Source organism: Jiangella alkaliphila (assembly GCF_900105925.1).
GTDB classification, from domain to species: domain Bacteria; phylum Actinomycetota; class Actinomycetes; order Jiangellales; family Jiangellaceae; genus Jiangella; species Jiangella alkaliphila.
Genome location: NZ_LT629791.1, coordinates 7,209,780 through 7,232,822, shown reverse-complemented (window position 1 = coordinate 7,232,822; position 23,043 = coordinate 7,209,780). Strand labels below are relative to the sequence as shown.

Annotated in this window: 18 protein-coding genes and 1 other RNA gene; 13 read left to right on the top strand and 6 right to left on the bottom strand. The window is 71.4% G+C overall.

Features of this window, described 5'->3' with window-relative positions; genetic code table 11:
* The first annotated feature begins 21 nt into the window (after positions 1-21).
* The gene (locus tag BLV05_RS33340; protein WP_152690823.1) at positions 22-1,008 is read left to right on the top strand and encodes a DUF3060 domain-containing protein; all 987 of its coding nucleotides are present in this window, start codon (positions 22-24) and stop codon (positions 1,006-1,008) included.
* Positions 1,009-1,025: 17 nt separating this feature from the next.
* Here BLV05_RS33340 and BLV05_RS33335 read toward each other — a convergent pair whose 3' ends face one another.
* Positions 1,026-3,176 (bottom strand): MMPL family transporter, encoded by a 2,151-nt coding sequence (locus BLV05_RS33335; protein ID WP_197683456.1) that lies wholly within the window; start codon positions 3,174-3,176, stop codon positions 1,026-1,028.
* Between the two features lie 221 nt (positions 3,177-3,397).
* Between BLV05_RS33335 and BLV05_RS37380 the strand changes: the two genes are divergently transcribed.
* Genes BLV05_RS37380 through BLV05_RS33315 form a run of 4 tightly spaced genes read left to right on the top strand, consistent with a single transcriptional unit; the run spans position 3,398 to position 6,868 of the window.
* Positions 3,398-4,813 (top strand): M23 family metallopeptidase, encoded by a 1,416-nt coding sequence (locus tag BLV05_RS37380; protein ID WP_052763085.1) that lies wholly within the window; start codon positions 3,398-3,400, stop codon positions 4,811-4,813.
* A 42-nt stretch (positions 4,814-4,855) separates the two neighbouring features.
* Positions 4,856-5,329 (top strand): SsrA-binding protein SmpB, encoded by a 474-nt coding sequence (gene smpB, locus BLV05_RS33325; protein ID WP_046772246.1) that lies wholly within the window; start codon positions 4,856-4,858, stop codon positions 5,327-5,329.
* A gap of 7 nt (positions 5,330-5,336) precedes the next feature.
* Positions 5,337-6,347 carry a DUF3048 domain-containing protein gene (locus tag BLV05_RS33320; protein ID WP_052763084.1) on the top strand — a complete coding sequence of 337 codons (1,011 nt, stop codon included), beginning with the start codon at positions 5,337-5,339 and terminating at the stop codon, positions 6,345-6,347.
* A gap of 23 nt (positions 6,348-6,370) precedes the next feature.
* Entirely contained in the window at positions 6,371-6,868 is a 498-nt protein-coding gene (locus BLV05_RS33315; protein ID WP_046772245.1) for a tetratricopeptide repeat protein, read from the top strand.
* A 170-nt stretch (positions 6,869-7,038) separates the two neighbouring features.
* Here BLV05_RS33315 and BLV05_RS33310 read toward each other — a convergent pair whose 3' ends face one another.
* Together BLV05_RS33310 and BLV05_RS33305 are read right to left on the bottom strand one after the other, a co-directional pair.
* Positions 7,039-8,733: an HNH endonuclease signature motif containing protein gene (locus BLV05_RS33310; protein ID WP_160312831.1), complete on the bottom strand. Its 1,695-nt coding sequence runs from the start codon at positions 8,731-8,733 to the stop codon at positions 7,039-7,041.
* 73 nt (positions 8,734-8,806) lie between these two features.
* Positions 8,807-10,720 carry an acyl-CoA dehydrogenase family protein gene (locus BLV05_RS33305; protein WP_046772243.1) on the bottom strand — a complete coding sequence of 638 codons (1,914 nt, stop codon included), beginning with the start codon at positions 10,718-10,720 and terminating at the stop codon, positions 8,807-8,809.
* A gap of 219 nt (positions 10,721-10,939) precedes the next feature.
* Between BLV05_RS33305 and ssrA the strand changes: the two genes are divergently transcribed.
* The 3 genes from ssrA to BLV05_RS33290 all read left to right on the top strand — a co-directional run bounded on the left by ssrA (position 10,940) and on the right by BLV05_RS33290 (position 12,366).
* Positions 10,940-11,310, top strand: a transfer-messenger RNA (tmRNA) gene (ssrA, locus tag BLV05_RS33300).
* A gap of 382 nt (positions 11,311-11,692) precedes the next feature.
* The gene (locus tag BLV05_RS33295; protein ID WP_046772242.1) at positions 11,693-11,956 is read left to right on the top strand and encodes a FitA-like ribbon-helix-helix domain-containing protein; all 264 of its coding nucleotides are present in this window, start codon (positions 11,693-11,695) and stop codon (positions 11,954-11,956) included.
* Complete coding sequence (locus BLV05_RS33290; RefSeq protein WP_046772241.1) at positions 11,953-12,366, top strand: type II toxin-antitoxin system VapC family toxin; 414 nt, start codon at positions 11,953-11,955, stop codon at positions 12,364-12,366. The genes BLV05_RS33295 and BLV05_RS33290 overlap by 4 nt, the downstream gene beginning before the upstream one ends.
* A gap of 316 nt (positions 12,367-12,682) precedes the next feature.
* On the opposite strand, the gene BLV05_RS33285 is transcribed toward BLV05_RS33290, so the two are convergent.
* The 3 genes from BLV05_RS33285 to BLV05_RS33275 all read right to left on the bottom strand — a co-directional run bounded on the left by BLV05_RS33285 (position 12,683) and on the right by BLV05_RS33275 (position 15,385).
* Positions 12,683-13,066: a DUF6188 family protein gene (locus tag BLV05_RS33285; protein WP_052763082.1), complete on the bottom strand. Its 384-nt coding sequence runs from the start codon at positions 13,064-13,066 to the stop codon at positions 12,683-12,685.
* Positions 13,067-13,068: 2 nt separating this feature from the next.
* Positions 13,069-14,892, bottom strand: a complete 1,824-nt coding sequence (locus BLV05_RS33280; protein WP_046772239.1) for a DUF6571 family protein — start codon at positions 14,890-14,892, stop codon at positions 13,069-13,071.
* A gap of 202 nt (positions 14,893-15,094) precedes the next feature.
* Positions 15,095-15,385: a hypothetical protein gene (locus BLV05_RS33275; RefSeq protein ID WP_152691070.1), complete on the bottom strand. Its 291-nt coding sequence runs from the start codon at positions 15,383-15,385 to the stop codon at positions 15,095-15,097.
* A gap of 371 nt (positions 15,386-15,756) precedes the next feature.
* Between BLV05_RS33275 and guaD the strand changes: the two genes are divergently transcribed.
* The 5 genes from guaD to BLV05_RS33250 all read left to right on the top strand — a co-directional run bounded on the left by guaD (position 15,757) and on the right by BLV05_RS33250 (position 23,043).
* Positions 15,757-17,061, top strand: a complete 1,305-nt coding sequence (gene guaD / locus BLV05_RS33270) for a guanine deaminase (RefSeq protein ID WP_046772237.1) — start codon at positions 15,757-15,759, stop codon at positions 17,059-17,061.
* Between the two features lie 196 nt (positions 17,062-17,257).
* Positions 17,258-18,688, top strand: coding sequence for a xanthine dehydrogenase small subunit (locus BLV05_RS33265; RefSeq protein WP_046772236.1), 1,431 nt, complete (start codon positions 17,258-17,260; stop codon positions 18,686-18,688).
* The gene (gene xdhB / locus BLV05_RS33260) at positions 18,685-20,985 is read left to right on the top strand and encodes a xanthine dehydrogenase molybdopterin binding subunit (RefSeq protein WP_046772235.1); all 2,301 of its coding nucleotides are present in this window, start codon (positions 18,685-18,687) and stop codon (positions 20,983-20,985) included. The genes BLV05_RS33265 and xdhB overlap by 4 nt, the downstream gene beginning before the upstream one ends.
* A complete protein-coding gene (gene xdhC / locus BLV05_RS33255; protein ID WP_046772234.1) occupies positions 20,982-21,803 on the top strand; it encodes a xanthine dehydrogenase accessory protein XdhC in 822 nt (273 codons plus the stop codon). Before xdhB ends, xdhC begins: the two co-directional genes overlap by 4 nt.
* A complete protein-coding gene (locus BLV05_RS33250; RefSeq protein WP_046772233.1) occupies positions 21,790-23,043 on the top strand; it encodes a DUF6986 family protein in 1,254 nt (417 codons plus the stop codon). Before xdhC ends, BLV05_RS33250 begins: the two co-directional genes overlap by 14 nt.

The window sequence follows — 23,043 nt, the reverse complement described above, 5'->3', positions numbered from 1 at the left end:
CCTAACTGTTAGTCTGTAACGGTGAGCGGTCTAACAACAGCATCGCGATCCACCCCTGTCAAGCTCTCGACGAGCCTCGCCGCGCTTGCGCTGGCCGGGCTCTGCGCCGTTCTCGTCGCCGGATGCGGTGCCGACTCCGGCTCCGCGGCCGACGACGCCCCGGCGGCACCCGCCGAGGACACCTCCGGCGCGCCGGACGTGACCGGCGACCCCACGCCGTCCGAGGACGTGCCGGCGGACCCGCCCGCGGACCCGCCGCCCGACACCGCGGCGCCCGACGATCCGGCGACGTGCCCGGCCGGGACCTGGCGGCTGTCCACGCTGGAGCCCGCCGGGCCGGCCGGCGACCTGGTGTTCTCCGGCGGCGGCAGCCTGACGGCGGAGCTCACCGCGGACAACCGCTGGACGGTCGAGGACGACGGCTCGCTGCCGTTCCAGGTGACCCTCGACGTCGGCGGCACTCAGGCGACCGGAACGGCGACCGTCGTCGGCACCGCCGAAGGCCGCTACCTCGGCCAGGGCGAGGCGTACGAGTTCGTCGTCGACGACTCGAGCGGCAGCGTGCGACTGAGCGCGTCCGGCTTCGACGAGAGCCGCCCGATGCAGGACGTGGTGGCGGCCATCGTCCCGACCGGCCAGACGACCCTGACCTGCAGCGGTACGTCGCTGACCATCGCCGGCGAGACCGGGGTCTGGACGTTCACCGCCGTCGGCGAGGCCGGCGAGCCGGACCCCGGTACCGTCCAGGCAGCGCCGGGGGTCTTCGAGGAGGACGGCGTCACCGGCACCTTCGACTGCGCCGGCCAGGACATCGCGATCAACGGCGCCGGCGCGGCGATCGACCTCGTCGGCGAGTGCGGCACCGTCTCGGTGAACGGCGACGACGCCGACGTCTCGGTGCAGTCGGCGGCCTCGATCGTCGTCAACGGCGCCGGCTGCCGGGTCGTCTACCAGGGCGACCCGGACGTCGTCGTGAACGGGACGGGCTCAACCGCCGAGCGCGGCTGAGCCCGTCCCTCCCGTCGTCAGTCGGCCGAGCGGACCAGCTGGTTCTCGTCCTCCTCGGCCGGCTCACGGCGGCGTTCACCGTGGCCGGGCCACCAGGCGGCGTGCCCGATGAGTGCGGTGAGTGCTGGGGTGAAGAACATGGCCATGATGAAGGCGGCGACGGCGATGCCGAAGGAGATGGCGAAGCCCATGGAGACGAGGAGGGCGTTGCCTCCGAGCATGAGTGAGGCGAAGGTGCCGGCGAGGATGACGCCGGCGGCGGCGACGGTGGGTCCGGCGTGTCTGACGGCCATGGCGGCGGCTTGGCGTGGTTCGAGGCCGTTGCGGGCTTCTTCGCGTAGGCGGGCGACCATGAGGATGTTGTAGTCGGTGCCGAGGGCGACGACGAAGAGGTAGATGTAGATGGGCAGCATGAAGATGAGTCCGTCGTCGCCTTGGATGGTCTGGAACAGCAGCACGGTGGCGCCGAGGGTGGCGCCGAAGCCGAGCCCGACGGAGGCCATGAGGTACCAGGGTGCGACGAGGCTGCGCAGCAGCACGGCGAGGATGATCATGATGATGAGGGCGGCGACGGGGAAGACGACGGAGTAGTCGCGGTTCATCGCGTCTTGGAGGTCGACGAACACTGAGGTGGTGCCGCCGACGAGTGCTTCGGTGCCGTTGGGTGCGGCGTTGTGGGCGGTGTCGCGGATGGGTCCTTCGACGTTCTGCATGGAGGCGTCGGAGGTGGGGTCGGAGTCGAGCACGACGCTGTAGACGGCCGAGGTCCCGTCCTCGGACGGCACCGGGTCGGCGACCTGGGCGACCCCGGTCGCGTCACCGAGGGCGGCGCCGAAGTCGGTGAGGGCGGAGTCGTCCAGCTGGTCGCCGGTGGTGCTGTGCAGGAACACCGTGGTCGGGTCGGTCGCGCCCGGTGGGAGGCCGGTCTGGAGGGTCTCCAGCGCGACGGAGGACTCGGCGTCGGCGGGGACGCCGGTGTCGGACAGGTCGAACGTGGGCTTGAACCCGAACGCGAGCACGGTGAGGCCGGCGAGGACGAGGCCGGACACGACGGCGAAGCGGACCGGGTGGCGGCCCAGGGAGTCGCCGACGGCGCCGAACCGGGCGGCCTTGGGCTCGGTCTTCCACGCCTTGGAGGGCCAGAACACCTTGGTGCCGAGCAGCGACACGATTGCGGGGACCAGGGTGAGCGCGGCGAGCACAGTGACGGCGACGGCGATGGCCAGGGCGGGGCCGATGGAGCGGAAGATGCCCAGGGTGGACAGGACGAGCGCCATGAACGCGACGATGACGGCGCCGCCGGCCGAGGCGATGGCCTCGCCGGCGCGTTCGATGGCGTGGCTGACGGCGGTCTTGCTGTCCAGGCCCTGCCTGAGTGCTTCGCGGTAGCGGAACAGGAAGAACAGGATGTAGTCGGTGCCGATGCCGTAGAGCACCACGATCAGGATCACCGTGATGGACGAGTCGGCCTGCAGGTCGAAGGCCTCGTTGGCCCAGCCGATCAGCCCGGTCGCCACCTGCGAGATGACCGCGACCACGACGATCGGCATCAACGCGATGATCGGGCTGCGGAAGATGATCAGCAGCAGGCCCAGGATGAGCAGCACCGTGACCGCGCCGACGATCGCCTCGGCGTTGGAGGCCGCTTCCTGGGAGTCCAGGTTCTGCGCGGCCGACCCGGTAACGCCCATGCGCAGGCCGGTGCCGTCCAGCAGCGGTTCGGCCTCGTCACGCAGGTCACGGACGCTGTCGAGGATCTCTTCGCCGAACGGGTCGGCGTCCTGGGCCAGGCTGATGGTCGAGGTCTGGACCAGCCGGTTCTCCGACGGGTCGTTCGCGGTGAACGCGCCGAGCTCGGGCAGCCCGAGGTCGCCCAGCTCGCTCGTGATCCGCTCGACGTTCGCGACGTCGTCGTCGGTCAGCGGCTCGCCGTCGTCGCGGTCGAACACCATGATCGCGGCCGTCTCGGTGCGGTCCGGGAAGGCATCGGACTGCAGCTCGGCGGCCTGGATCGACTCGTAGTGGTCGGGCAGGAACTCTGCCTCGTCGGTGGTGGAGGTGAGGGCGGGGGCGGTGGCGATCACCGCGGCCGCCAGCACGACCCACGCGATGATGACCTGCCACGGATGACGGGCGACATAACGGCCCAGCGCAGCGAACATTCTCATTGCTTCATTTCTCCACTCAGCGGCGTCCTATGGTTCGCGACCACCATCGACGCCCGGGCTGACACCCTCCTGACACGCGCCTGACATGGCCGCTCTCAGCGGAAATGACAGTGATGTAGTTATCGCGGCCTCCTGCGCGGCCAGAGTGATTGGTGTTACGGTCATGCACGAGTGGTGCGAAGGGGGCCGCTGTGAAGGCTGTGACAAATGAGACGTCGTGGGTGCGACGGCTGACCGTGGTCGCCGTCATCGTCGGCGTTCTCTGCACCGGTCTGAACCAGGCCTGGGCCACGTCCGACGCCGAAGAGCGTCTGAAGGAGGCCCAGAACAGCCTGGCGCACGCCCAGGACGAGCTCGCCCACTCCACCCAGGCGCTCGCCGACGCCACAGCGGCGTACCAGGCGGCGACGGCGCAGCTGCCGGCCGCGGAGGCGACCCTGGCCACCGCCCAGCAGGGCGTGGCCACCGCGGACTACCAGCTCGAGGTCGCGCGCGGCGAGGTCGCGGCGGCGCGGGCGGCGGACGAGGCAGCGGCTGACAAGCTGGCCGAGGCGGAGCAGAAGGTGGCCGACCAGCTCGCGAAGATCGACGACGTCACCGAGCGGATCGACGGCAAGCGGGCGTCGATCAGCCAGGTCGCCGTGCAGGCCTACACCCGCGGCGTCGGCGCCGACCTCGCCAGCCTCACCATCCTCATGCAGGCCGACAGCATGGACGAGCTGGCCGCGCGCGCCGCGGCGTCGACGTCGGTGCTGACGGCCGAGAACAGCATCATGTCCGACCTCAAGGACGACCGCGCCGAGCTGGCCAACGAGCGTGTCGTCTTCGAGGACCTGGAGGCGGCTGCCGAGGTGGCCCGCCAGGAGGCGGCGGTGACGCTGCAGGCCACCGAGGAGCGCGAGCGGGAGGCCGAGGCCGCGCGCGCCGCGGCGCAGGCCGCCAGCGACGCCGCGGCGGCGGCGAAGGCCGAGGTCGACCAGCTGGTCGCCGCCCGCGACGGCGCGGTGACGGCGGCATCGGCCGCGCAGGTCGACGACCAGGCGCAGACGGCGGCGTGGGCGGCCGAGCGGGACCAGATCGAGGCCGAGATCGCCGAGATCCAGCGCCAGCAGCAGGAGCAGGCCGAGCAGGAGCAGGCCGAACAGGAGCAGGCCGAGCAGGACAACGGCGGCGGCGGTGGCGGAGGCGGCGGGGGCGGCTCCGGCGGAGGCGGCGGGGACGACGACAGCGGCGGCGGTGGCGGCGGCTCCGTGACGCTGGCCTTCCCGACCGCGAACCCGTACGTCACCTCGCCCTACGGCATGCGCGTCCACCCGGTCACCGGCGTCTACAAGCTGCACGACGGCACCGACTTCCGGGCCTACTGCGGCACGCCGATCCGCGCGGCCGCCGCGGGCACCGTCGAGTGGGCGTACTACCGGGGCGCGTACGGCAACCAGGTCGCCGTCGCCCACCCGGGCATGGTCACGACGTACAGCCACCTGTCCCGGTTCGCCGTCAGCGACGGCGAGAGCGTCGCGCAGGGCGAGGTCATCGGCTACTCCGGCACGACCGGCAGCTCGACCGCGTGCCACCTGCACTTCATGCTCTACGTCGGCGGCGAGCGCGTGAACCCGATGAACTACCTCGGCAGCTAAACGCAGTCGTCCCAACGGCCCCGGAAATGCGATCCTTGGGGCATGGCACGAGAGCGCGGACGCACCGTGGTGGCCCAGAACCGCAAGGCCCGCCACGACTACCACATCGACGACACCTACGAGGCCGGCATCGTCCTCACCGGCACCGAGGTGAAGGCGTTGCGGGCCGGCAAGGCGTCCCTGGTCGACGGATTCGCCGAGGTCCGCGACGGTGAGGTGTGGCTGCGCAACGTCCACATCCCCGAGTACGACCTCGGCACGTGGAACAACCACGCGCCGCGGCGGGCGCGCAAGCTGCTGCTGCGCAAGGACGAGATCAGCCGCCTCATCGGCAAGACCCGCGAGACCGGGTTCACGCTGGTGCCGTTGTCGCTGTACTTCAAGGACGGCTACGCGAAGATCGAGCTGGCGCTGGCCCGCGGCAAGAAGTCCTACGACAAGCGGCACACGCTGGCCGAGCGCGAGGCCAAGCGCGAGGCCGAGCGGGCCATGGCGAACGCCCGGCGCAAGCGCTGAGCCCGCGGTGAGTCCGTGGCGGCCGGTCCCGGCGGCGTCGGCCCTGCTCCTGGCGTTGACGCTGGTCGGCGGCTGTAGCGGCGACACCGCGGCGCCGTCGCCGTCGCCGTCTGCGCCGCCCTCGTCTGCCACTCCGACGCCTACGCCTACGCCTGCGCCGGCCTGGCCGCTGACCGGCCTGCCCGCGCCGTCGGCCGCCGACGCCGCGACGCCGGCGCTGGTCGTGAAGATCGACAACACCGGGTCCGCGGAGCCGCAGCTCGGCCTGGCCGCTGCCGATCTCGTCGTCGAGGAGCTGGTCGAGGGCGGGCTGACCCGGCTGGCCGCGCTGTTCCAGTCGACGATGCCGCCGGTCGCCGGGCCGGTGCGGTCGGTGCGCACCACCGACGCCGGCATCGCGCTGCCGGCTGGTGGCGTGCTGGTCGCGTCGGGTGGTGCGGAGCGGGTGCTCCGGGCGCTGGACGAGGCCGGTGTCACGGTGCTGACCGGCGGCGGCAACGGCCTGTCGCGCGACCACAGCCGGCCCGAGCCGTACAACGTCATGCTCGACCCGGCCGAGGCACTGGCCAGCCTGCCCGCCGGCATCGGCGTCGCTACCGGCCCCTATTTGCCGTGGGGCGCCGCACCCGCGGGTCAGCCGGTCGGCGGTGCCGACGTGAAGTTCTCCGCCGCCCGCACCTCGAGCTGGACCTGGTCCGACGGCGTCTGGGTGCTCGACCGCGACCACGCGGCCGAGGCCGACCGGTTCGGGCCGGCGACGGTGCTGGTGCTGCGGATCGAGCTGCGCGACGCCGGCTACGAGGACCCGGCCGGCAACCCGGTGCCCGAGACCGTCCTCGTCGGCTCTGGTGCCGCGACGCTGCTCACCGCCGGGACCGCCGTCGACGGCACCTGGTCCAAGGCGTCGCTGGCGGCGCCGCTGACGCTGGCCGACGCCGCCGGCGCGCCGCTGCACGTGCCGCCGGGCCGGGTGTGGATCGAGCTGGTCCCGCCCGGTGGGGGCGTGACTCTGCGCTGACCCCGCTGTGCCAGGCTGGCACGATGAGCACCGACGAGGACTGGGAAGGCCGGGTCGCCGCGGCCTGGGCGCTGATCGACGACCACGACGAGGCGAGCTTCGTCGCGCTGATCGACGGGCTCGCCGCCGAGCTGCCCGAGGGGAGCGCCGTCGCGGCGTTCGAGCGGGCCGCCGCGTTCGACTCGACCGGCCGGCCCGACCTCGCCGAGCCGCTCTACCGGCAGGCCCTTGCCGGAGCGCTGCCGGGCGAGCGCCGTCGGCGAGCGGTGATCCAGCTGGCCAGCACGGTCCGCAACCTCGGCCGGCCGCAGGAGAGCGTCGAGCTGCTGACCGCCGAGCTCGGCCGCGGCTCGGACCACCTGGACGACGCCGTCCGCGCGGTGCTGGCGCTGGCGCTGACCGACGCCGGCCGCGAGCGCGAGGCGGTCTCCGTCGCCGTCGGCGCGCTGGCTCGGCACCTGCCGCGCTACCAGCGCTCGATGGCCGCGTACGCCCGCCTGTTGGTGGAGCCGCGGAGCTAGGGTGTCCCGTGGATCCTCGGCGGAGCGGGTCGATGCCCAGGCGCCGTCCCGCTGCGTTGTCCCCGCCGGTGGTCGTCACCGCCGGTGATAGCCGTGCCACCCACGTTCATGGCACGACGCACGACGGTGATCTTCAAGGAATCGGCCAGCCGGCATTCTGGCCGGGCTGGTCAGGCGGCTCGGACGTGGTCGGGTGGGTCCTTGGGTGGGCCGGTGCGGCGTGATCCGGCTGCTGCGTCGAGGCGTAGTGGATCAGTGCCGACGGCGTCGACGAGGCGGTGGTAGATGTTGCGTCGTGGCTGTCGAGCGGGGTCGATCCACGGTGGCGGGATGAGCTCGGGGTGGCCGTCGGCACCGAGGCGGACGGTCCAGCCGCGGTGGTGGACGCTGCGGTGGTGGTGCCCGCAGAGCAGCACCAGGTTGTTCAGGTCGGTGGTTCCGCCGTCGGCCCAGTGGGTGATGTGGTGTGCCTGGGTCCAGGCGGCCGGGCGGGCGCAGCCGGGGAACGCGCACCCCTGGTCGCGAGCCACGAGCGCGACCCATTGCCCATGGGTCACCGTGCGGTGCTGCCGGCCCACGTCGAGCGGCACGCCTGCGGGGTCGGTGAGCACCCGGGAGACGCCGGCGTCGCAGGCCAGCCGGCGCAGCGCTTCGGGCGTGATCGGGGTGCCCCACATGGACACCGCTTTCGGGCAGCCGGGCTGCTTGCGCAGGGTTCCCAGTGACGCCGTGATGGTGAGGTGTGGCCGGGCTCCCCGTGCGCCCGGGAGCAGGTCGCCGGCGTCCATGGCCCGCCGGCACAGCTCGACCAGTGCGTCGCCCATCCGGGTGGCGTGTCCACGCGGATCCGCGGTGCCGTCGGCCGCGGGAGCCGGAGCGGCCAGCGCCGCCAGCGCGGTGGTGATCAGGTCGGCCGCTTCGGCGGAGAAGCAGCCGTAGGCCCGCGCGGTGCCGTCGCCGTTGTCGGCGAACCCGAACATCGTCGTGGCCTCGGCCCGCTCCTCGCCACGGTCGCCGTCCAGCCTGCCGTCGTCGTTCCGGTGAGGTTCGTCGGTAGCGGTGTCCACGCCGACGGCGGCGGCGTCCGTCGTCGCCTCACGTTCGCGCTGACCGGCCAGGTCGTGTGCTCCGGTGACCGCCGTGGCCAGATGGGAGCCGAGCCGGGCCAGGCTGCGCGGGTCGTGGCGGGTGGCGTGCACGGCGAGGAACGCCTCGCACTCGGCCCACACCATCGCGTCGATGCCGGCCGGCAGCCGCTTCAGCGCGCGCCGGATGACCTGCGCGTGCTCGACACAGACGCGGCCGTCGCGCAGGGCCCACGCCGTGCACGGCAGCAGGCGCCGAGCCGCCCGGGACAGCTCGCGCAACGCCGCCACCGGGACACCGAGGCCCGTCCGCGCGTCGGTGTCGACCGCGCCGTCGGTATCGGCCCGACCGGCCCCATCGGCGGTGGGATCGGGGTAGCCGGTGCGGTGGTGAGCGTCCACACCCGTCACGCCGCCAGCAAGGTGGACCAGGCGCGCGGCATCGAGGAGCGGGCCATCCACGTCAAGCAGGGCGGCCAGCTCGACCCGTCCCTTCGCCACACCATGGTCCAGCCGCAGCCGATCACGCAGCCAGTCCGCCGTCGACGGCGCCCCCACAGCCGAGCCGGCCCCGCGCCGGTCGGCCTCGCGAACCAACCCCAGGCCCAAAGAGGCCAGCCGCGCGGTGAGCGCCTCATGGGCCACCACCAGCCGGGCCAGCTCATCGGACCGCAGACCCCACGTGGGCGCATCGTCAACGCTGGAGATCGCCGACTCGACCGCGTCCAGCGCCACCACCAGCGGGTGGCCAGACGCTGCACGATCGGTCGAATCGAACATGCGAACTAGCATAGCCAGACCCACCGACAACGTCGCTTGGACCGGAGGCGGGCGTTCGAGGGCGGGCGATGGTCTAGAGCGTGCGCCGGGCGAGGTTCTCGGCCGGCGGGCCGGTGGGCGGTGCGGCTATCCAGGGACCGGTGCCCTCGCTCTGGTCCAGGACGTCGGCCTCGAACCAGGTGTGCTCGCCGGCCAGCACGGCCTTCGCCAGTGCCTCGTCCGGGCCGTCGGTGTTGTGCCAGAGCGCGTCGAACAGCCGCTCGACCCGCAGCCGGGCCTGCCGCGAGAACACGTCGGCCAGCTGGACGGCGCCGGAGTCGGGCAGCATGCGCGCCCGCACGCACGATGCCGCGATGGCGAACAGCTCGGCGCCGATGTCGACGATGCGGGCGAGGAAGCCCTGCTTCTTCTCCAGGCCGCCCTGCCAGCGGGCCATGCCGTAGAACGTCGAGCGGGCCAGCCGCCGCGACGCGCGCTCGACGTAGCGCAGGTGCGGTGCCAGCACGCCGAAGTCCTGGTACGACGTCGGCAGCTGGCCGGCCCCGGTGACCAGCTGCGGCAGCCACTTCGCGTAGAACCCGGTGGCTTTGACGGCGGCCTTCGCCTTGCCCGACAGCGCGACCTCGGGGTCGATGACGTCGCCGGCGGCCTGCAGGTGGGCGTCGACGGCCTCGCGGGCGATCAGCAGGTGCATGATCTCCGTCGACCCCTCGAAGATGCGGTTGATGCGCAGGTCGCGCAGGATCTGCTCCGCCGGGACGGCGCGTTCGCCTCGGGCCCGCAGCGAGTCGGCAGTCTCGTAGCCGCGTCCGCCGCGGATCTGCACCAACTCGTCGGCCACCAGCCAGGACGTCTCGCTGCACCACAGCTTCGCCAGCGCCGCCTCGATGCGGATGTCGCGGCGGCCGTCGTCGGCCAGGTGCGCAGAGAGGTCGAGGACCGCCTCCTGCGCGAACGACGTGGCCGCGATGTAGGAGAGCTTGTGCGCGACGGCGGCGTGCCGGCCGACCGGGCGGCCCCACTGGACCCGTTCGGCCGACCACTCGCGGGCGATCTTCAGGCACCACTTCGACGCCGCCGTGCACAGCGCCGGTATCGACAGCCGGCCGGTGTTCAACGTCGTCAGGGCGATCTTGAGGCCGTCGCCCTCGCGGCCGATGCGGTTCGCCGCCGGGACGCGGACGTGGTCGAGCCGGGTGACGCCGTTCTCGATGCCCTTGAGCCCCATGAACGCGTTGCGGTGCTCGACGGTGATGCCCGGCGCGTCGGCCTCGACGACGAACGCCGTCACGCCGCCCTTGCCGCCGTCGTGCGCGGGGACCCGGGCCATGACGACCAGCAGCTCGGCGATGACGCCGTTCGTCGTCCACAGCTTGGTGCCGCTGAGCTCGTAGGCCGCGCCGTCGTCCGTCGGTACCGCTTCCGCCGCGAGCCGGGCCGGGTCGCTGCCGACGTCGGGCTCGGTGAGCAGGAACGCGCTGATGGCGCCGGCCGCGCAGCGGGGGAGGAACGCGCGCTTCTGCTCCTCGGTGCCGAACAGTTTCACCGGCTCGGGCACGCCGATGGACTGGTGCGCCGACACCAGCGCGCCGATCGACGGGTGTACGCCGCCGACCAGCATGAGCGCGCGGTTGTAGCCGACCTGGGTGAGCCCGGCGCCGCCGTACTCGCGCGGGATCTTCATGCCGAAGACGCCGGCCCGCGCCATGGCCTTGATGTACTCGTCGGGGATGCGCGCCTCACGCTCGATGACGGCGCCGTCGAGCTCGTCGCAGACCCCGCGCAGCCGGGCCAGGAACCTCGTCGTCGCGGCCTCGTCCTCGGGCGACTGCGACGGATGCGGGTGGATGAGGTCGAGCCGGAACCGGCCGAGGTACAGCTCTTTCGCGAACGACGGCTTCTCCCACCGCGTCTCGCGGGCCGCCTCCGCGACTCGTCTCGCCTCCCGCTCGTCGACGTGCTGCGTGCGGGGCTGGGTGCTGGTCATGCGCGCCTCCTCCGTCGGTGGCGTCGTACCCCATGTTACCCGCTGGTAGCAGTTCGTGGCGATGCACAAACAGTTTGTGGTACGACCTGTTCGTGCATCAGTCCCGGTCACCGGCTGGCCCGACCTCGTAGGCCACGGGGAATCTCGCTCGCCCGTTCGGCGTTGAAGGCTGTAACCTGGGCAGACCTTCGGGCGAGCCCGGGGGTTGACAACTCCAGAGGGGCTGAGCGGTTTCGACTTCGTTCGTCGAACCAGGGGAAGCGGGCCGAGGAGGCCGCGTTAACTCGTTAACGCTCGCGGCAACCGTTACAAGTGCCAACGTCAAGCGCACTGACTTCGCTCTCGCCGCCTGAGGCAGAGTAGGAAGTCTGTCGACCCGGGTGTGTCTCCGCCCCGGTGTTCGGCATCATTAAGGAGACTCACCGACCGGTACGGTCACGGGACCGGTAGGGACACTTACGTGGCTGGGCTCGTCACGGTGAACTCGCCTGTGTGATCACCGGAGCCAAGTAGAGGCATAGCAGGCTGCGCCCGGAGAAGCCCTGGAGAAGCGTCGAAGGACCCGGGTTCGATTCCCGGCAGCTCCACACGCAAGCATCGGCACCCCCTGTGGGCCTGTTGACCAGTTGGTTTCGGGTCTGAGGGGGTGCCGATCGCGTTGAACGGGCGCGACCCGTACGAACCACTCTCCCAGCCGATGCTGGATGGTGCGGATCCGAACGCGCTCGATAGCAGTCGTCAGATCTGCTTGGGTCGTCCGGAGGCGTTGATCTTTCGTCTTCTTCTCGCCTCGTCCGTGTCGCGGCTTCGCGTCGGCAGGGTTCAGGGCGATCGTGACTGGGCATCTGTACCTCCACGGATGTGTTGGCAGCTCGCAAGCTGCGCGCTTCAGCGTCGAGTCCAGATCTCCGGGCGACTGGTGAGCTCCCAGCGAGATGACATCGGCCGCACCGATGCATGTAATATGCATGTATGACGGTGGCGCTTCAGATCAGAGATGTTCCCGACGAGGTGCGTGACATCATCGCGCAGCGGGCGGCTTCGCGCGGACAGTCGATGCAGGCATACCTGCTCGATGTGCTTCGACGCGAGGCGCGATTTGCGCGTAACGCCGTCGTGTTCGAGTCCACGGCTGCTCATCGTCAAGCGCTTCCTGAGGAGTTGAGCCCCGAGCGGATCGTTCGCGAGGGTCGTGATGGCGGCTTCCAGGTCGATCGCGGCACAGTTGCCGGATGATCGTCGTCGATGCGGAGGTGTGGGTGAGGGCATTGGTCGACGGCGGTCTCTCGGGTGATGCCTGCCGGCAGGCGCTGAGCGACGATCTCGAATGGGCGGCGCCGGCGCATACCCCCATCGAGGTCCTGAGGACCATTCGCGGGTACGAGTCCGCCGAGTTGATCACCACTGCCCAGGCTGACGCGTTCGCCAGCGCGGTCCGCGAGGTCGAGGTCCAGTACACGGAACCGGAGGCGTGGCTCCTCGCGATGATCTGGGACCGACGCCACAACATCAGCCCGTACGATGCACCCTACGTTGCGCTCGCCCAGCGTTACGGCGTGCCCTTGGTGTCACTGGATGAACGGCTTGGTCGCGCTGCTGCGACGCTCGGTGTCGAGGTCGTGATTCCCACCCTCGGCGAGCGCTGAGCAGCGGACTCAAGCAGCCAAGCCGCTGTCTGGACATCACTGGCATCAGCCCAGATGTCGGCCTTCGGGTGTGCTCGGACGCGGCCGGGTAGCAGACTCCACCCATCTTGACGAAGTACCGACGGTCGTCAATCTCGACGCCGTACGACACGTTGTCAGAGTGCCGCGTCCGTGCGCCGCAGGTCGCGAACGTGCCCGCGGCGAGCCAGGAACAGGGCCGGAAGCTCCACCCGCTCCGTTCGGGCTTTCGTACACGTCGGACCTCTCCGTCGTGATCTCCCGACCCGCTGAGAAGGGGTGGATTCGTGGTTCGCGCTCAGCGTTGTCGGTCACTCGGCCATTCGGTGAGGCCGCCTCCGGGTCCGCTCACGATCAGGTGCCCGTCGGGGCCGTTGATCGTCCAGGCTTCGTACTTCTCGTCGGGATCCACGTGCAGGCGGGTTCCGCCATCGAACTTGATGTCGAGGCCACCTGCCGTATCGACGTCGGCTGCCGTGATCCGATGATGCGCGAGCGGTCCGAGATGAACCGACAGGTCGGCCTCGGTGTCGGGGCCGGGAGAGGCCTGGACGGTGCCCGTGGGTGACTCCACCGTCAGCCTGCTTTCGATGGTGATCGTGTACCCGCCCGAGGTGCGCAACACGACGGTGAATCCGATGTCCTGGCCGGTCAACACTTCACCGCTCAGGTCGACGTTCATGCTCACGGGGTCCATCCATCCGGAACGGGGTAGGTGCCGTCGCTGTTGACGGGAATGTGGGTGTGCGAGTTCGGTCCGGGCTTTCCGTCCAAGCCGATCGGTTGTCCGTGCTCGTTGTAGTACCGAACGTAACCGTTGGGGTATTGCGCGGTCGGCTGCATGACGCGGAGCGAGTTTGCGTTCCCCGTCGATCCCGGAAGCTGATAGACGGTGCCGTTCCCGTTGTTCGCCGTTCGAGGGACCCAGCCGACCTGCGCTCCGGTCGGCAGGTCCACGGAGCCGGACGCGTCGGAGTATCGGACGGGCTGTCCCAGGTCGTTCGTCTCCCACAGTCGTCCGTCGAATTCGTAGACCGCGTTGGGGTGTGGTGAGTCGATCGCCTGGTCGAACGCCTCCCGGCTGGTGAACTCGAAGTGCGGCATAGGGAGGTCGTCGGCGCGGGCGACGATGTCGACGGTGCCGTCGATGACGTTGACGTCGATGCCGCGGCGGGCGAGATCGGCGATCTCCTCGGCGGTGAGCGCGCGCCGGGTCCACTTGCCGCCGGTGGCGCCCCAGCCCAGGAACGGGATGAGACCGGCGGCGGACAGGCCGGCATCGATGACGTTGCCCTCGGCGGCGTACCAGATCGCGTTGATCGCGTCCGCAGGCTCGCCGATGAACGGGATCAGGCCGAATCCGTCCAGGATCAGGTGGCCGATGTCGGAGATCGGGTTGGAGTCGCCCCGGCGTTCCTCGATCTCGGCGGTCTTGATGTTCACAATCTCTTGCACGTCGGCGGCGATGTCAGCGCCGATCTCGACGTCCCCGCCCTCGAACGGCGTGATGGCCGCGGCGATGGCCGCGTTGGCACCGGAGGCGTCGTCCACCGGCCATCGGCGGCGGGCCAGCACGTAGTCCAGAAACGTATCGACCTGCGCGGATTCGTCGCCGCCCTCGATGATGGAGGTTTCGCCCCCGTGGCTGCTGCCGAACAGGGTCTGGGCGGCCTCCGGGGTGCGCCCGACGGCGGCCATGATCCCGGCCAGCGGGTCGTAATACTCGGTGTAGCCGTCGGGCGCGCCTTCGTCGTCGCCGTGAACCGGGTCGATCGCCCCGAACCCGTCGCCGCCGTACTCCGGGTGGGCCCGCTTCCACCACATCTCGTCCTCGTCGAGCTCGCGTTCGTACTCGATCACGTCGGTGGCGAGGGTGGTGAGGAAGTCCGCGGAGAACGTGCCCCGGGAGACGATCAGCCCGAGGGCGCTGGCCTGGCCGGGGAGCTCCGGGTACTCCTCTGTGATCGCGGCCGACCACTGGTCGGCGTGGTCGTCGGGCAGGGCGAGGTCCCCACTGCCGAACGTGGCCATGCCGTAGGCGGTACCCAAGCCGTCGAGGACCGCTTCGTAGGCGTCGTCGAAGGCCTCGACGTCCTCGATGTTCCCGCCGGTCGTGGACGAGCCGGCCATCAGTCGCCGGGTGCTGGACGCGCCGAGGACGAAATCGGCCACCTCTTCCGGCGACACCGTGGTCGCGAGCTGGTGCGCGAAGTACGGGTCGGTGGCGTTCTCCTCGAGAAGCTCGACCAGTTCCTCCGGTGGCTGTCCCTCGTCGGTCTCCTCGATGAGCTCGGCCGCCCGGTCGGCCAGCTCGCGGGCCTCCTCCGGCGTCGTCGTCGGGATCATGGTCTCGTCCAGCTGGACGTACGTCTGAATGCCCGGCGTTTGCGCCTCGATCTGCCGGGCCAGTGCTAGCCGTCGGCGCACACCCGGCAGCTCGTCCTCGATCCACGTCTCCACCGCGTCGAGGCGGGTCAACTCCTCGGTGGACACCCAGACGTCGGTCATTTCCGAACTCAGCGTGCTGCGGTGCGAAGAGATGTTCTCCGAAGCGTTTTCCAGCGCCGTGACCAGCGCGGCCAGTTCGGCTAGGTCGATGGAGGCAACCGTCACAGCAGCCCCTGTCGCGTTCCTCGGTACTTTTCGCTATGCGAGCGGCTGCTCCTTCGTCGCGACGCCGACCAGTGCGCGAAACTCCCCTCGCCACCGCTCACAGATTCCTCCAGTGCGTCTGCCAGGAGTTCGGCTCGACCTCCTCCGGCTGGGACGCGATGATGTCGTCGAACCCGCCCAAGGCGCCGTCGGCGGCATTCGTCAGCGTGGTCTTGTGACCGGTTAGCTCGGTGTAGAAAGTGTCCGCGACGCTGCTCTGCCAGGCGCCGTTGTCCATGGCGGTCACGGCCGCGTCGAGATCACCCCTGAGACCGGTGGCCGCCGGCTCGGCGTCGCCCCGGTTCGCGCGCACAGCGGCCAGATAGGGGTTCGGCACCTTGTCCGGCATACGCCCCATGATGGCAGCGCCCGGAGGAATGTGGAACGGCCGGTGGCGGACGAGAACGCGGCGCACGACGACAGCGCGACCAGCGCGGAACGCGTCGTCGGCCTAGGAGTCTGAGGGGGTGCCGATCGCGTTGAACAGTCGTGACCTGTACGAACCACTCTCGCAGCTGATGCTGGACGGTGCGGATCCGAACGTGCTCGATAGCAGTCGTCAGATCTGCTCGGGTCGTCTGGAGGTGTTGATCACTCGGTTTCTTCTCGCTTCGGCTGTGTCGCGGCTTCGCGCCGTCGCGTAGGGCGCACGACCCGGGCGACCGCGCTATCGTCGTTCCGAATGCTGAGACAATGCCGGCGAAGCCAGGGGGTGACGCATTGACGATCTTTCGCGGGGCGGTGCTGGACACGCCTGAGAGCCCCTTCGCCGGAGGCACGTTGCGTTCGTCCTCGGACGAGGGCCTGGTGGTGCGCGACGGGGTCATCGTGGCGCGCGGGCCGTTCGCGGCGGTGCGCCGGGCGAACCCCGATGAGAGCGTCGTCGAGCTGGACGGGGGACTGCTGCTCCCAGGGTTCGTCGACACGCACGTCCACTTCCCGCAGGTGCGGGTCATCGGCGGTATCGGCCTGCCGTTGCTGGACTGGCTCGAGCGCCGGGCGCTGCCGGAGGAAGGTCGCCTGGCCGACACGGCCTACGCCGCGCAAGTGGCAAAGGACTTCGTGTCCGGCCTGGTGACCGCAGGTACCACCACCGCGATGGTGTTCGGATCGCACTTCGCCGCCGCGGTCGACGCGCTCTTCGAGTCGGCCGCCACCGTCGGGCTGCGGGTGACCAGCGGGCTCGTCGTCAGCGACCGCAACCTGCCCGTGGAGCTGCTCAGCTCGCCCGAGAAGGCGTACGAGGAGAGCGCCGGGGTCGCCCGCCGCTGGCACGGCACCGGGCGAGCCCGGTACGCCGTCACGCCGCGCTTCTCGCTGTCCTCCACCGACCCGCTCCTCGCGGCCTGCGCCGCCGTGCTCGACGACGTCCCGGGCGCGCTGTTCACGTCGCATGTCAACGAGAGCCTCGAGGAGATCGAGGAGGTGACGAGGCTGTTCCACCTGAGCACGTACGTCGCCACCTACGACCGGCACGGGCTCCTCGGCCCGCGCAGCGTGCTCGCGCACAACGTCCACCCGAGCGACGACGAGCTCGAGACGCTGGCCGCGCGCGGCGCGTCGATCGCGCATTGCCCGACCAGCAACGCGGCGTTGGGGAGCGGACTGTTCCCACTGACCCGGCACGTCCACCACGGCGTCCGCGTGGCCCTGGGCTCGGACGTCGGGGCGGGATCGGGCTTCTCGCTCCTGAAGGAAGGCCTGCAGGCGTACTTCACGCAACAAGCGCTCGGCGAAGACGGGTACGCGCTCTCGCCCGCCCACCTGCTCCACCTGGCGACGACGGCCGGCGCCGCCGCCCTCGACCTGACCGAGGTGGGTCATCTCTCCGTCGGGCAGCGGTTCGACGCGCAATGGCTGCGGCCGGCGCCGGGATCGACGTACGACGTGGGGCTGCGCAACGCGACCGGCCCGGAGGACGCACTGGGCAAGACGTTCACCCTCGGCACCGCGAACGACGTCGCCGCGGTGTGGATCGACGGCGAGGCCGTACGGCTCGTTGACCCGCAGCGACCCACCGGTTAGCGTGGATGACGCTTCATTCTCCCGTCGAGGAGGCCACCCATGAGGATGTCCCCGCTGGTTCCGGGCGACGTTCGCCGTCGGGTGCACTCGACCGCATGGACGCGGGGCCGCATCGCCCACGGCGCCTAGCTCACCTCCAGCTGCCGAATCACCCCCATCGAACCGATGGGGCGATACGACTTGGAGGTGCGCCCCTATGGCCGACATCGTCGTCAATGGCCAGCCGCGGGACCTGACCGGTGTCCCGCCACACACCAACGCCCTCGACTTCCTCCGCGCCTGCGGCCTGACCGGCGCCAAGGAAGGCTGTGCCGAGGGCGAGTGCGGCGCCTGCGCGGTGATGGTCGCCCGGCCCGCCGCCGACGGCTCGGCGACCGCCGAGTGGACGGCGATCAACTCCTGTCTCGCGCCGGCGGCGGCGCTGGACGGCCAGGAGGTCGTCACCGCGGAGGGCCTCGGTACGCCGGACGCGCTGCACCCGGTGCAGCATGAGATGGCGGTGCGCGGCGGCTCGCAGTGCGGGTACTGCACGCCCGGCTTCGTCTGCTCCATGGGCGCGGAGTACTACCGGACGGACCGGGCGCCGGCCGGCGACGGCGGTCCGCCCGACCAGTACCACGGGGCGAACGGCTTCGACCTGCACGCGATCAGCGGCAACCTGTGCCGTTGCACGGGCTACCGGCCGATCAAGGACGCCGCCTTCGCGCTCGGCTTCCCGGCGCCGGACGACCTCATCGCGCGGCGACGCGGGACGGCCGCGCCGGCGGTGCCGGCCACGCACCTCCGTGCCGACGATGCGAGGTTCGTCCGGCCCGCGAGCCTGACCGAGGCGCTGCACCTGCTCCGGGAGCACCCGGACGCCGTCATCGTCGCGGGCAGCACCGACTGGGGTGTCGAGGTGAACCTGCGCGGCCAGCGGGCCGGGCTGGTGGTCGCCGTCGATCGGCTGCCTGAGCTGCGCGGCTTCGCGGTGACCAATGCCGAGGTGCGCATCGGCGCGGCTCTGACGTTGACGGAGGTCGACACGCGGCTGGCCGGGCGACTCCCGCTGGTGTCGGCGATGATCGCGCAGTTCGCCTCACGACTGATCCGCAACAGCGCCACACTCGGCGGCAATCTCGGCACCGGCTCGCCGATCGGCGACGCTCCGCCAGCCCTGCTCGCCCTGGACGCCGCCGTGGTGCTGACCTCGGCCGACGCGACGCGGACGCTGCCGCTGGCCGACTACTTCACCGGCTACCGGCAGTCGCAGCGCCGTCCGGACGAGCTGATCACCGACGTGGTCGTGCCCCTGCCGGTGAGCGGGCTGACGGCGTTCCACAAGATCGCCAAACGACCGTTCGACGACATCTCCTCGGTCGCGGCCGGGTTCGCCCTCGACGTCGCCGGCGGCGTGGTGCGGACGGCGCGCATCGGGCTCGGCGGGGTGGCCGCGATGCCGATCAGAGCGCTCGCGACCGAGGCGGCGCTGGAGGGGCGCCCGTGGACCGCCGAGACCGTCGACGCGGCCGCGGCGGTGCTGGCGGCCGAGGGCACGCCGATCTCGGACCAGCGGGCGAGCGCGGCCTATCGCTCGGCGATGCTCGGCCAATCGATCCGCAAGCTGTTCGCGGAGGTGACACCATGACGACCATCGCCAGTCCTGTGGGCAGCCCGCTCAGCCGGCGGCCGGACGACGCCGTCGTCGGGGCGCCGCTGCACCACGAGAGCGCGGCCCTGCACGTCACCGGTCAGGCGCTCTACACCGACGACCTGGTCGGCCGCACCAGCAACGTCCTGCACGCCCACCCGGTGCAGGCGCCGCACGCTCATGCGACGATCACCAGCCTCGACGTCGCCGCGGCCTACGACGTGCCCGGCGTCGTCCGCGTGCTCACCGCCGCCGACGTCCCCGGCGTCAACGACGCCGGCATCAAGCACGACGAGCCGCTGTTCCCGTCCGAGGTCATGTTCCACGGCCACGCGATCTGCTGGGTGCTCGGCGAGTCCCTCGAGGCGGCACGGTTGGGAGCGGCGGCGGTCGAGGTGACGTACGCGCAGCTGCCCGCGCTGCTCACCGTCGAAGAAGCGATCGCGGCCGAGAGCTTCCAGGGAGCGCGCCCGACGCTCGCCCGCGGCGACTCCGCGGCCGGGCTGGGCCGGGCGACCCGCGTCTTCGAGGGCGTGACGTCGTTCGCGGGGCAAGAGCACTTCTACCTCGAGACGCACTGCTCGCTGGCCCTGGTCGACGAGAACGGCCAGCTGTTCGTCCAGTCGAGCACCCAGCATCCGACCGAGACGCAGGAGATCGTCGCGCACGTGCTCGGCGTCCCGAGCCACGCCGTCACGGTCCAGTGCCTGCGCATGGGCGGCGGCTTCGGCGGCAAGGAGATGCAGCCGCACGGGCTCGCCGCCGTGGCGGCCCTGGGCGCGACGCTCACCGGCCGGCCGGTGCGACTGCGACTGACCCGGGCGCAGGACATGACGATGACCGGCAAGCGGCACGGCTTCTACGCGACCTGGAAGGCGGGGTTCGACGACGACGGGCTGTTCACCGCGCTCGAGGCGACGCTCACGTCCGACGGCGGATGGAGCCTCGACCTGTCCGAGCCGGTGCTGTCGCGGGCGATGTGCCACGTCGACAACGCGTACTGGATCCCCGACATCACCGTGCACGGCCGCATCGCGCGGACCCACAAGACCTCGCAGACCGCGTTCCGCGGCTTCGGCGGGCCGCAGGGGATGCTGGTGATCGAGGACGTCATCGGCCGGTGCGCACCCGCGCTCGGGATCGACCCCGCCGAGCTGCGCCGCCGCAACTTCTACGTCGAGGGCCAGGCCACGCCGTACGGTCAGCCGGTCCGGCACCCCGAGCGGATGGTCGCGGCTTGGGAGCAGGTCAGCGCCACGTCGTCGCTGCCGGCCCGGCGGGCCGAGATCGACCGGTGGAACGACCGTGAGCCGCACCGCAAGCGCGGCATCGCCATCACCCCGGTGAAGTTCGGCATCTCGTTCAACCTCACGACGTTCAACCAGGGCGGCGCGCTGGTACACGTCTACAAGGACGGCTCGGTGCTGGTCACCCACGGCGGCACCGAGATGGGCCAGGGCCTGCACACCAAGATGCTGCAGGTCGCGGCCACCGCGCTGCGGGTACCGCTGGAGCGGGTCCGGCTGGCGCCGACGCGCACGGACAAGGTGCCGAACACGTCCGCGACGGCGGCGTCGGCGAGTGCCGACCTGAACGGCGGCGCCGTCAAGAACGCCTGCGAGCAGATCCTGGCCCGGCTGGAGCCGGTCCGCGACACCCTGCGCGACCCGTCGTGGGAGGAGCTGGTCCTGGCGGCGTACCGCGCGCGGGTCCAGCTCTGGGCCGCCGGTTTCTACAAGACCGAGGGGCTGAGCTGGGACGCCGCCACGATGACCGGTCACCCGTTCAAGTACTTCGCCTACGGCGCCGCGGTGACCGAGGTCGAGGTCGACGGGTTCACCGGGGCGAACACCACCCGGCGGGTCGACATCGTCCACGACGTCGGCGACAGCCTGTCGCCGCTGGTCGACGTCGGGCAGATCGAGGGCGGCTTCGTGCAGGGCGCCGGCTGGCTGACGCTGGAGGACCTGCGCTGGGACGAGTCCGACGGGCCGGGCCGCGGGCGGCTTGCCACGCAGGCGGCCTCGACCTACAAGCTGCCGTCGTTCTCCGAGCTGCCCGAGTCGTTCAACGTCGCGCTGCTGGACCGGGCGCACGAGGACGGTGTCGTCTACGGGTCGAAGGCGGTGGGCGAGCCGCCGCTGATGCTGGCGCTCAGCGTGCGCGAGGCGTTGCGCGACGCGTGCGCGGCGTTCGGCCCGGCCGGGCACTCCGTCGAGCTCGCCTCGCCGGCGACGCCGGAGGCGGTCTTCTGGGCACTCTCCGCTGCTCGCGCCGCCGGGGGTGCGTCATGACGACCTGGTTCGCGGGGGTGGCCGGGCTGCGGGCGGCGCGGGAGCCCGGCGTGCTCGTCACCGTGACGAACGTGCGCGGCCACGCGCCGCGCGAGGCCGGCGCCAAGATGGTCGTCTCCGCGACGTCGACCTGGGCGTCGATCGGCGGGGGCAACCTGGAGGCCGACGCCGTGACGCGGGCGCGCACGCTGCTGTCCGCCGGAGGTGCCAGGCCCGAGTCGTACACGATGAGTCTGTCGGACAAGGCGCCGGGACTGCACGGCGTCCAGTGCTGCGGTGGCGAGGTGACGGTACTGCTGGAGCCGCTGCCCGTCGTGCCCGCGGTCGCGATCTTCGGGGTGGGCCACGTCGGCCTGGAGCTGGCCCGGGTCCTCGCACGTCACGATCTCGAGCTGCACCTGGTGGACTCGCGCGAGGAGTCGCTGTCCGAGGCCGCCCTCGCTCCGCTGCAGGACGCGGTCGCGGCCGTGCACGTCCACCACATCCCGGTGATCCCCGAGCTGATCCTGGCCGAGCTGCCACCCGGCACCCGTGTGCTGGTGCTGACGCACGACCACGCCGAGGACTTCGCGATCGTCGACGCCGCGCTGCGCTGTGACCACCTCGGCGCGATCGGGCTGATCGGGTCGTCGGCGAAGTGGACGCGGTTCCGGTCCCGGCTGCTGGAGTCGCTGCCCGCCGAGGTCGTGGATCGGGTCGAGACGCCGATCGGGCTCGCGGGCGTCACCACGAGCAAGGACCCGGCCGCCATCGCGGTGTCGGCGGCCGCCGCGCTGCTGGCCGCGATCGAGCGGGAGACGACCCATGTCGGAGGGTGAGGCGTCCGGAGCCACGGAGCTGGCGGCGTCGTTGCTCGCGCAGCTCGACGCGCGGCTGGCGGCGGCGGACGCGGCGCTGGCCCGGGCGTATCCCGGGGCGCGGCCGGGGCGGCAGCCCGTCCACACGGTGTACGTCCCGGCGGACCGCCACACCGCCGGGCTGGTCCCGGCCTACGGCGCCGCCGCGCTGGAACTGCTGGACGAGCACGCGGACCGGTTCGCGGCGATCGTGCGCGACCCCGACCTCGTGGCGCGCGTACGTGCCAAGCTCGCCGCCGAACCGGTGGAGGACCTGCGGGTCGACTTCGAGGACGGCTACGTCGGCCGGACCGACGCCGAGGAGGACGCCGACGTCGTCCGCTCCGCAACAGCGCTGGCAGACAGCAGGGCGAAGGGCGAGGCGGCGCCGTTCGGCGGCATCCGCATCAAGAGCTTCGAGGCGGCAACCCGGGCGCGCAGCGTCCGGACCCTCACGTCGTACGTCGCCACGCTGGCCGGGGCCGGGCCCGGCGGCGGCCTCGGCGGCTGGGTCGTCACGCTGCCCAAGGTGACCAGCGTCGACCAGGTCGAGGCGATGGTCCACGCCTGTGGCGTGCTCGAAGCCGGGCTGGGCCTCGCACGGGGAGCGCTGAGGTTCGAGGTGCAGGTCGAGACGCCGCAGTCGATCCTCGGACCGGACGGGACCGCGCTGGTCGCGCGGATGGTCCAGGCCGCCGGGAGCCGGCTGACCGGGCTGCACTACGGCACCTACGACTACTCGGCCTACTGCGGCATCTCCGCCGAGCAGCAGTCGCTGGAGCATCCGGTGGCCGATCACGCGAAACTGGTGATGCAGGCGGCCGCGGCCGGCACCGGGGTGCGGCTGTCCGACGGCTCCACCAACCTGCTGCCGGTCGGCAGTGCCGACGAGGTCGCCGCGGCGTGGGCCAACCACCACCGCCTCGTCCGCCGGTCGCTGGAGCGCGGCTTCTACCAGGGCTGGGACCTGCACCCGGGGCAGCTGCCGACGAGGTACGCCGCGACCTACGCCTTCTACCGCCAGGGACTCGCCCGCGCGACGACGAGGCTGGCGGACTACACGCGCAACACCATGAGCGGCATCGCCGACGAGCCGGCGACGGCCAAGGCGCTGGCGGCGTTCCTGCTGCGCGCCGTCGACTGCGGCGCCGTCGACGAGGCCGAGGTCGCCGACGGCACGACGCTCGGGACCGATGCCCTCCACTCGCTGGCCAATCCCTAG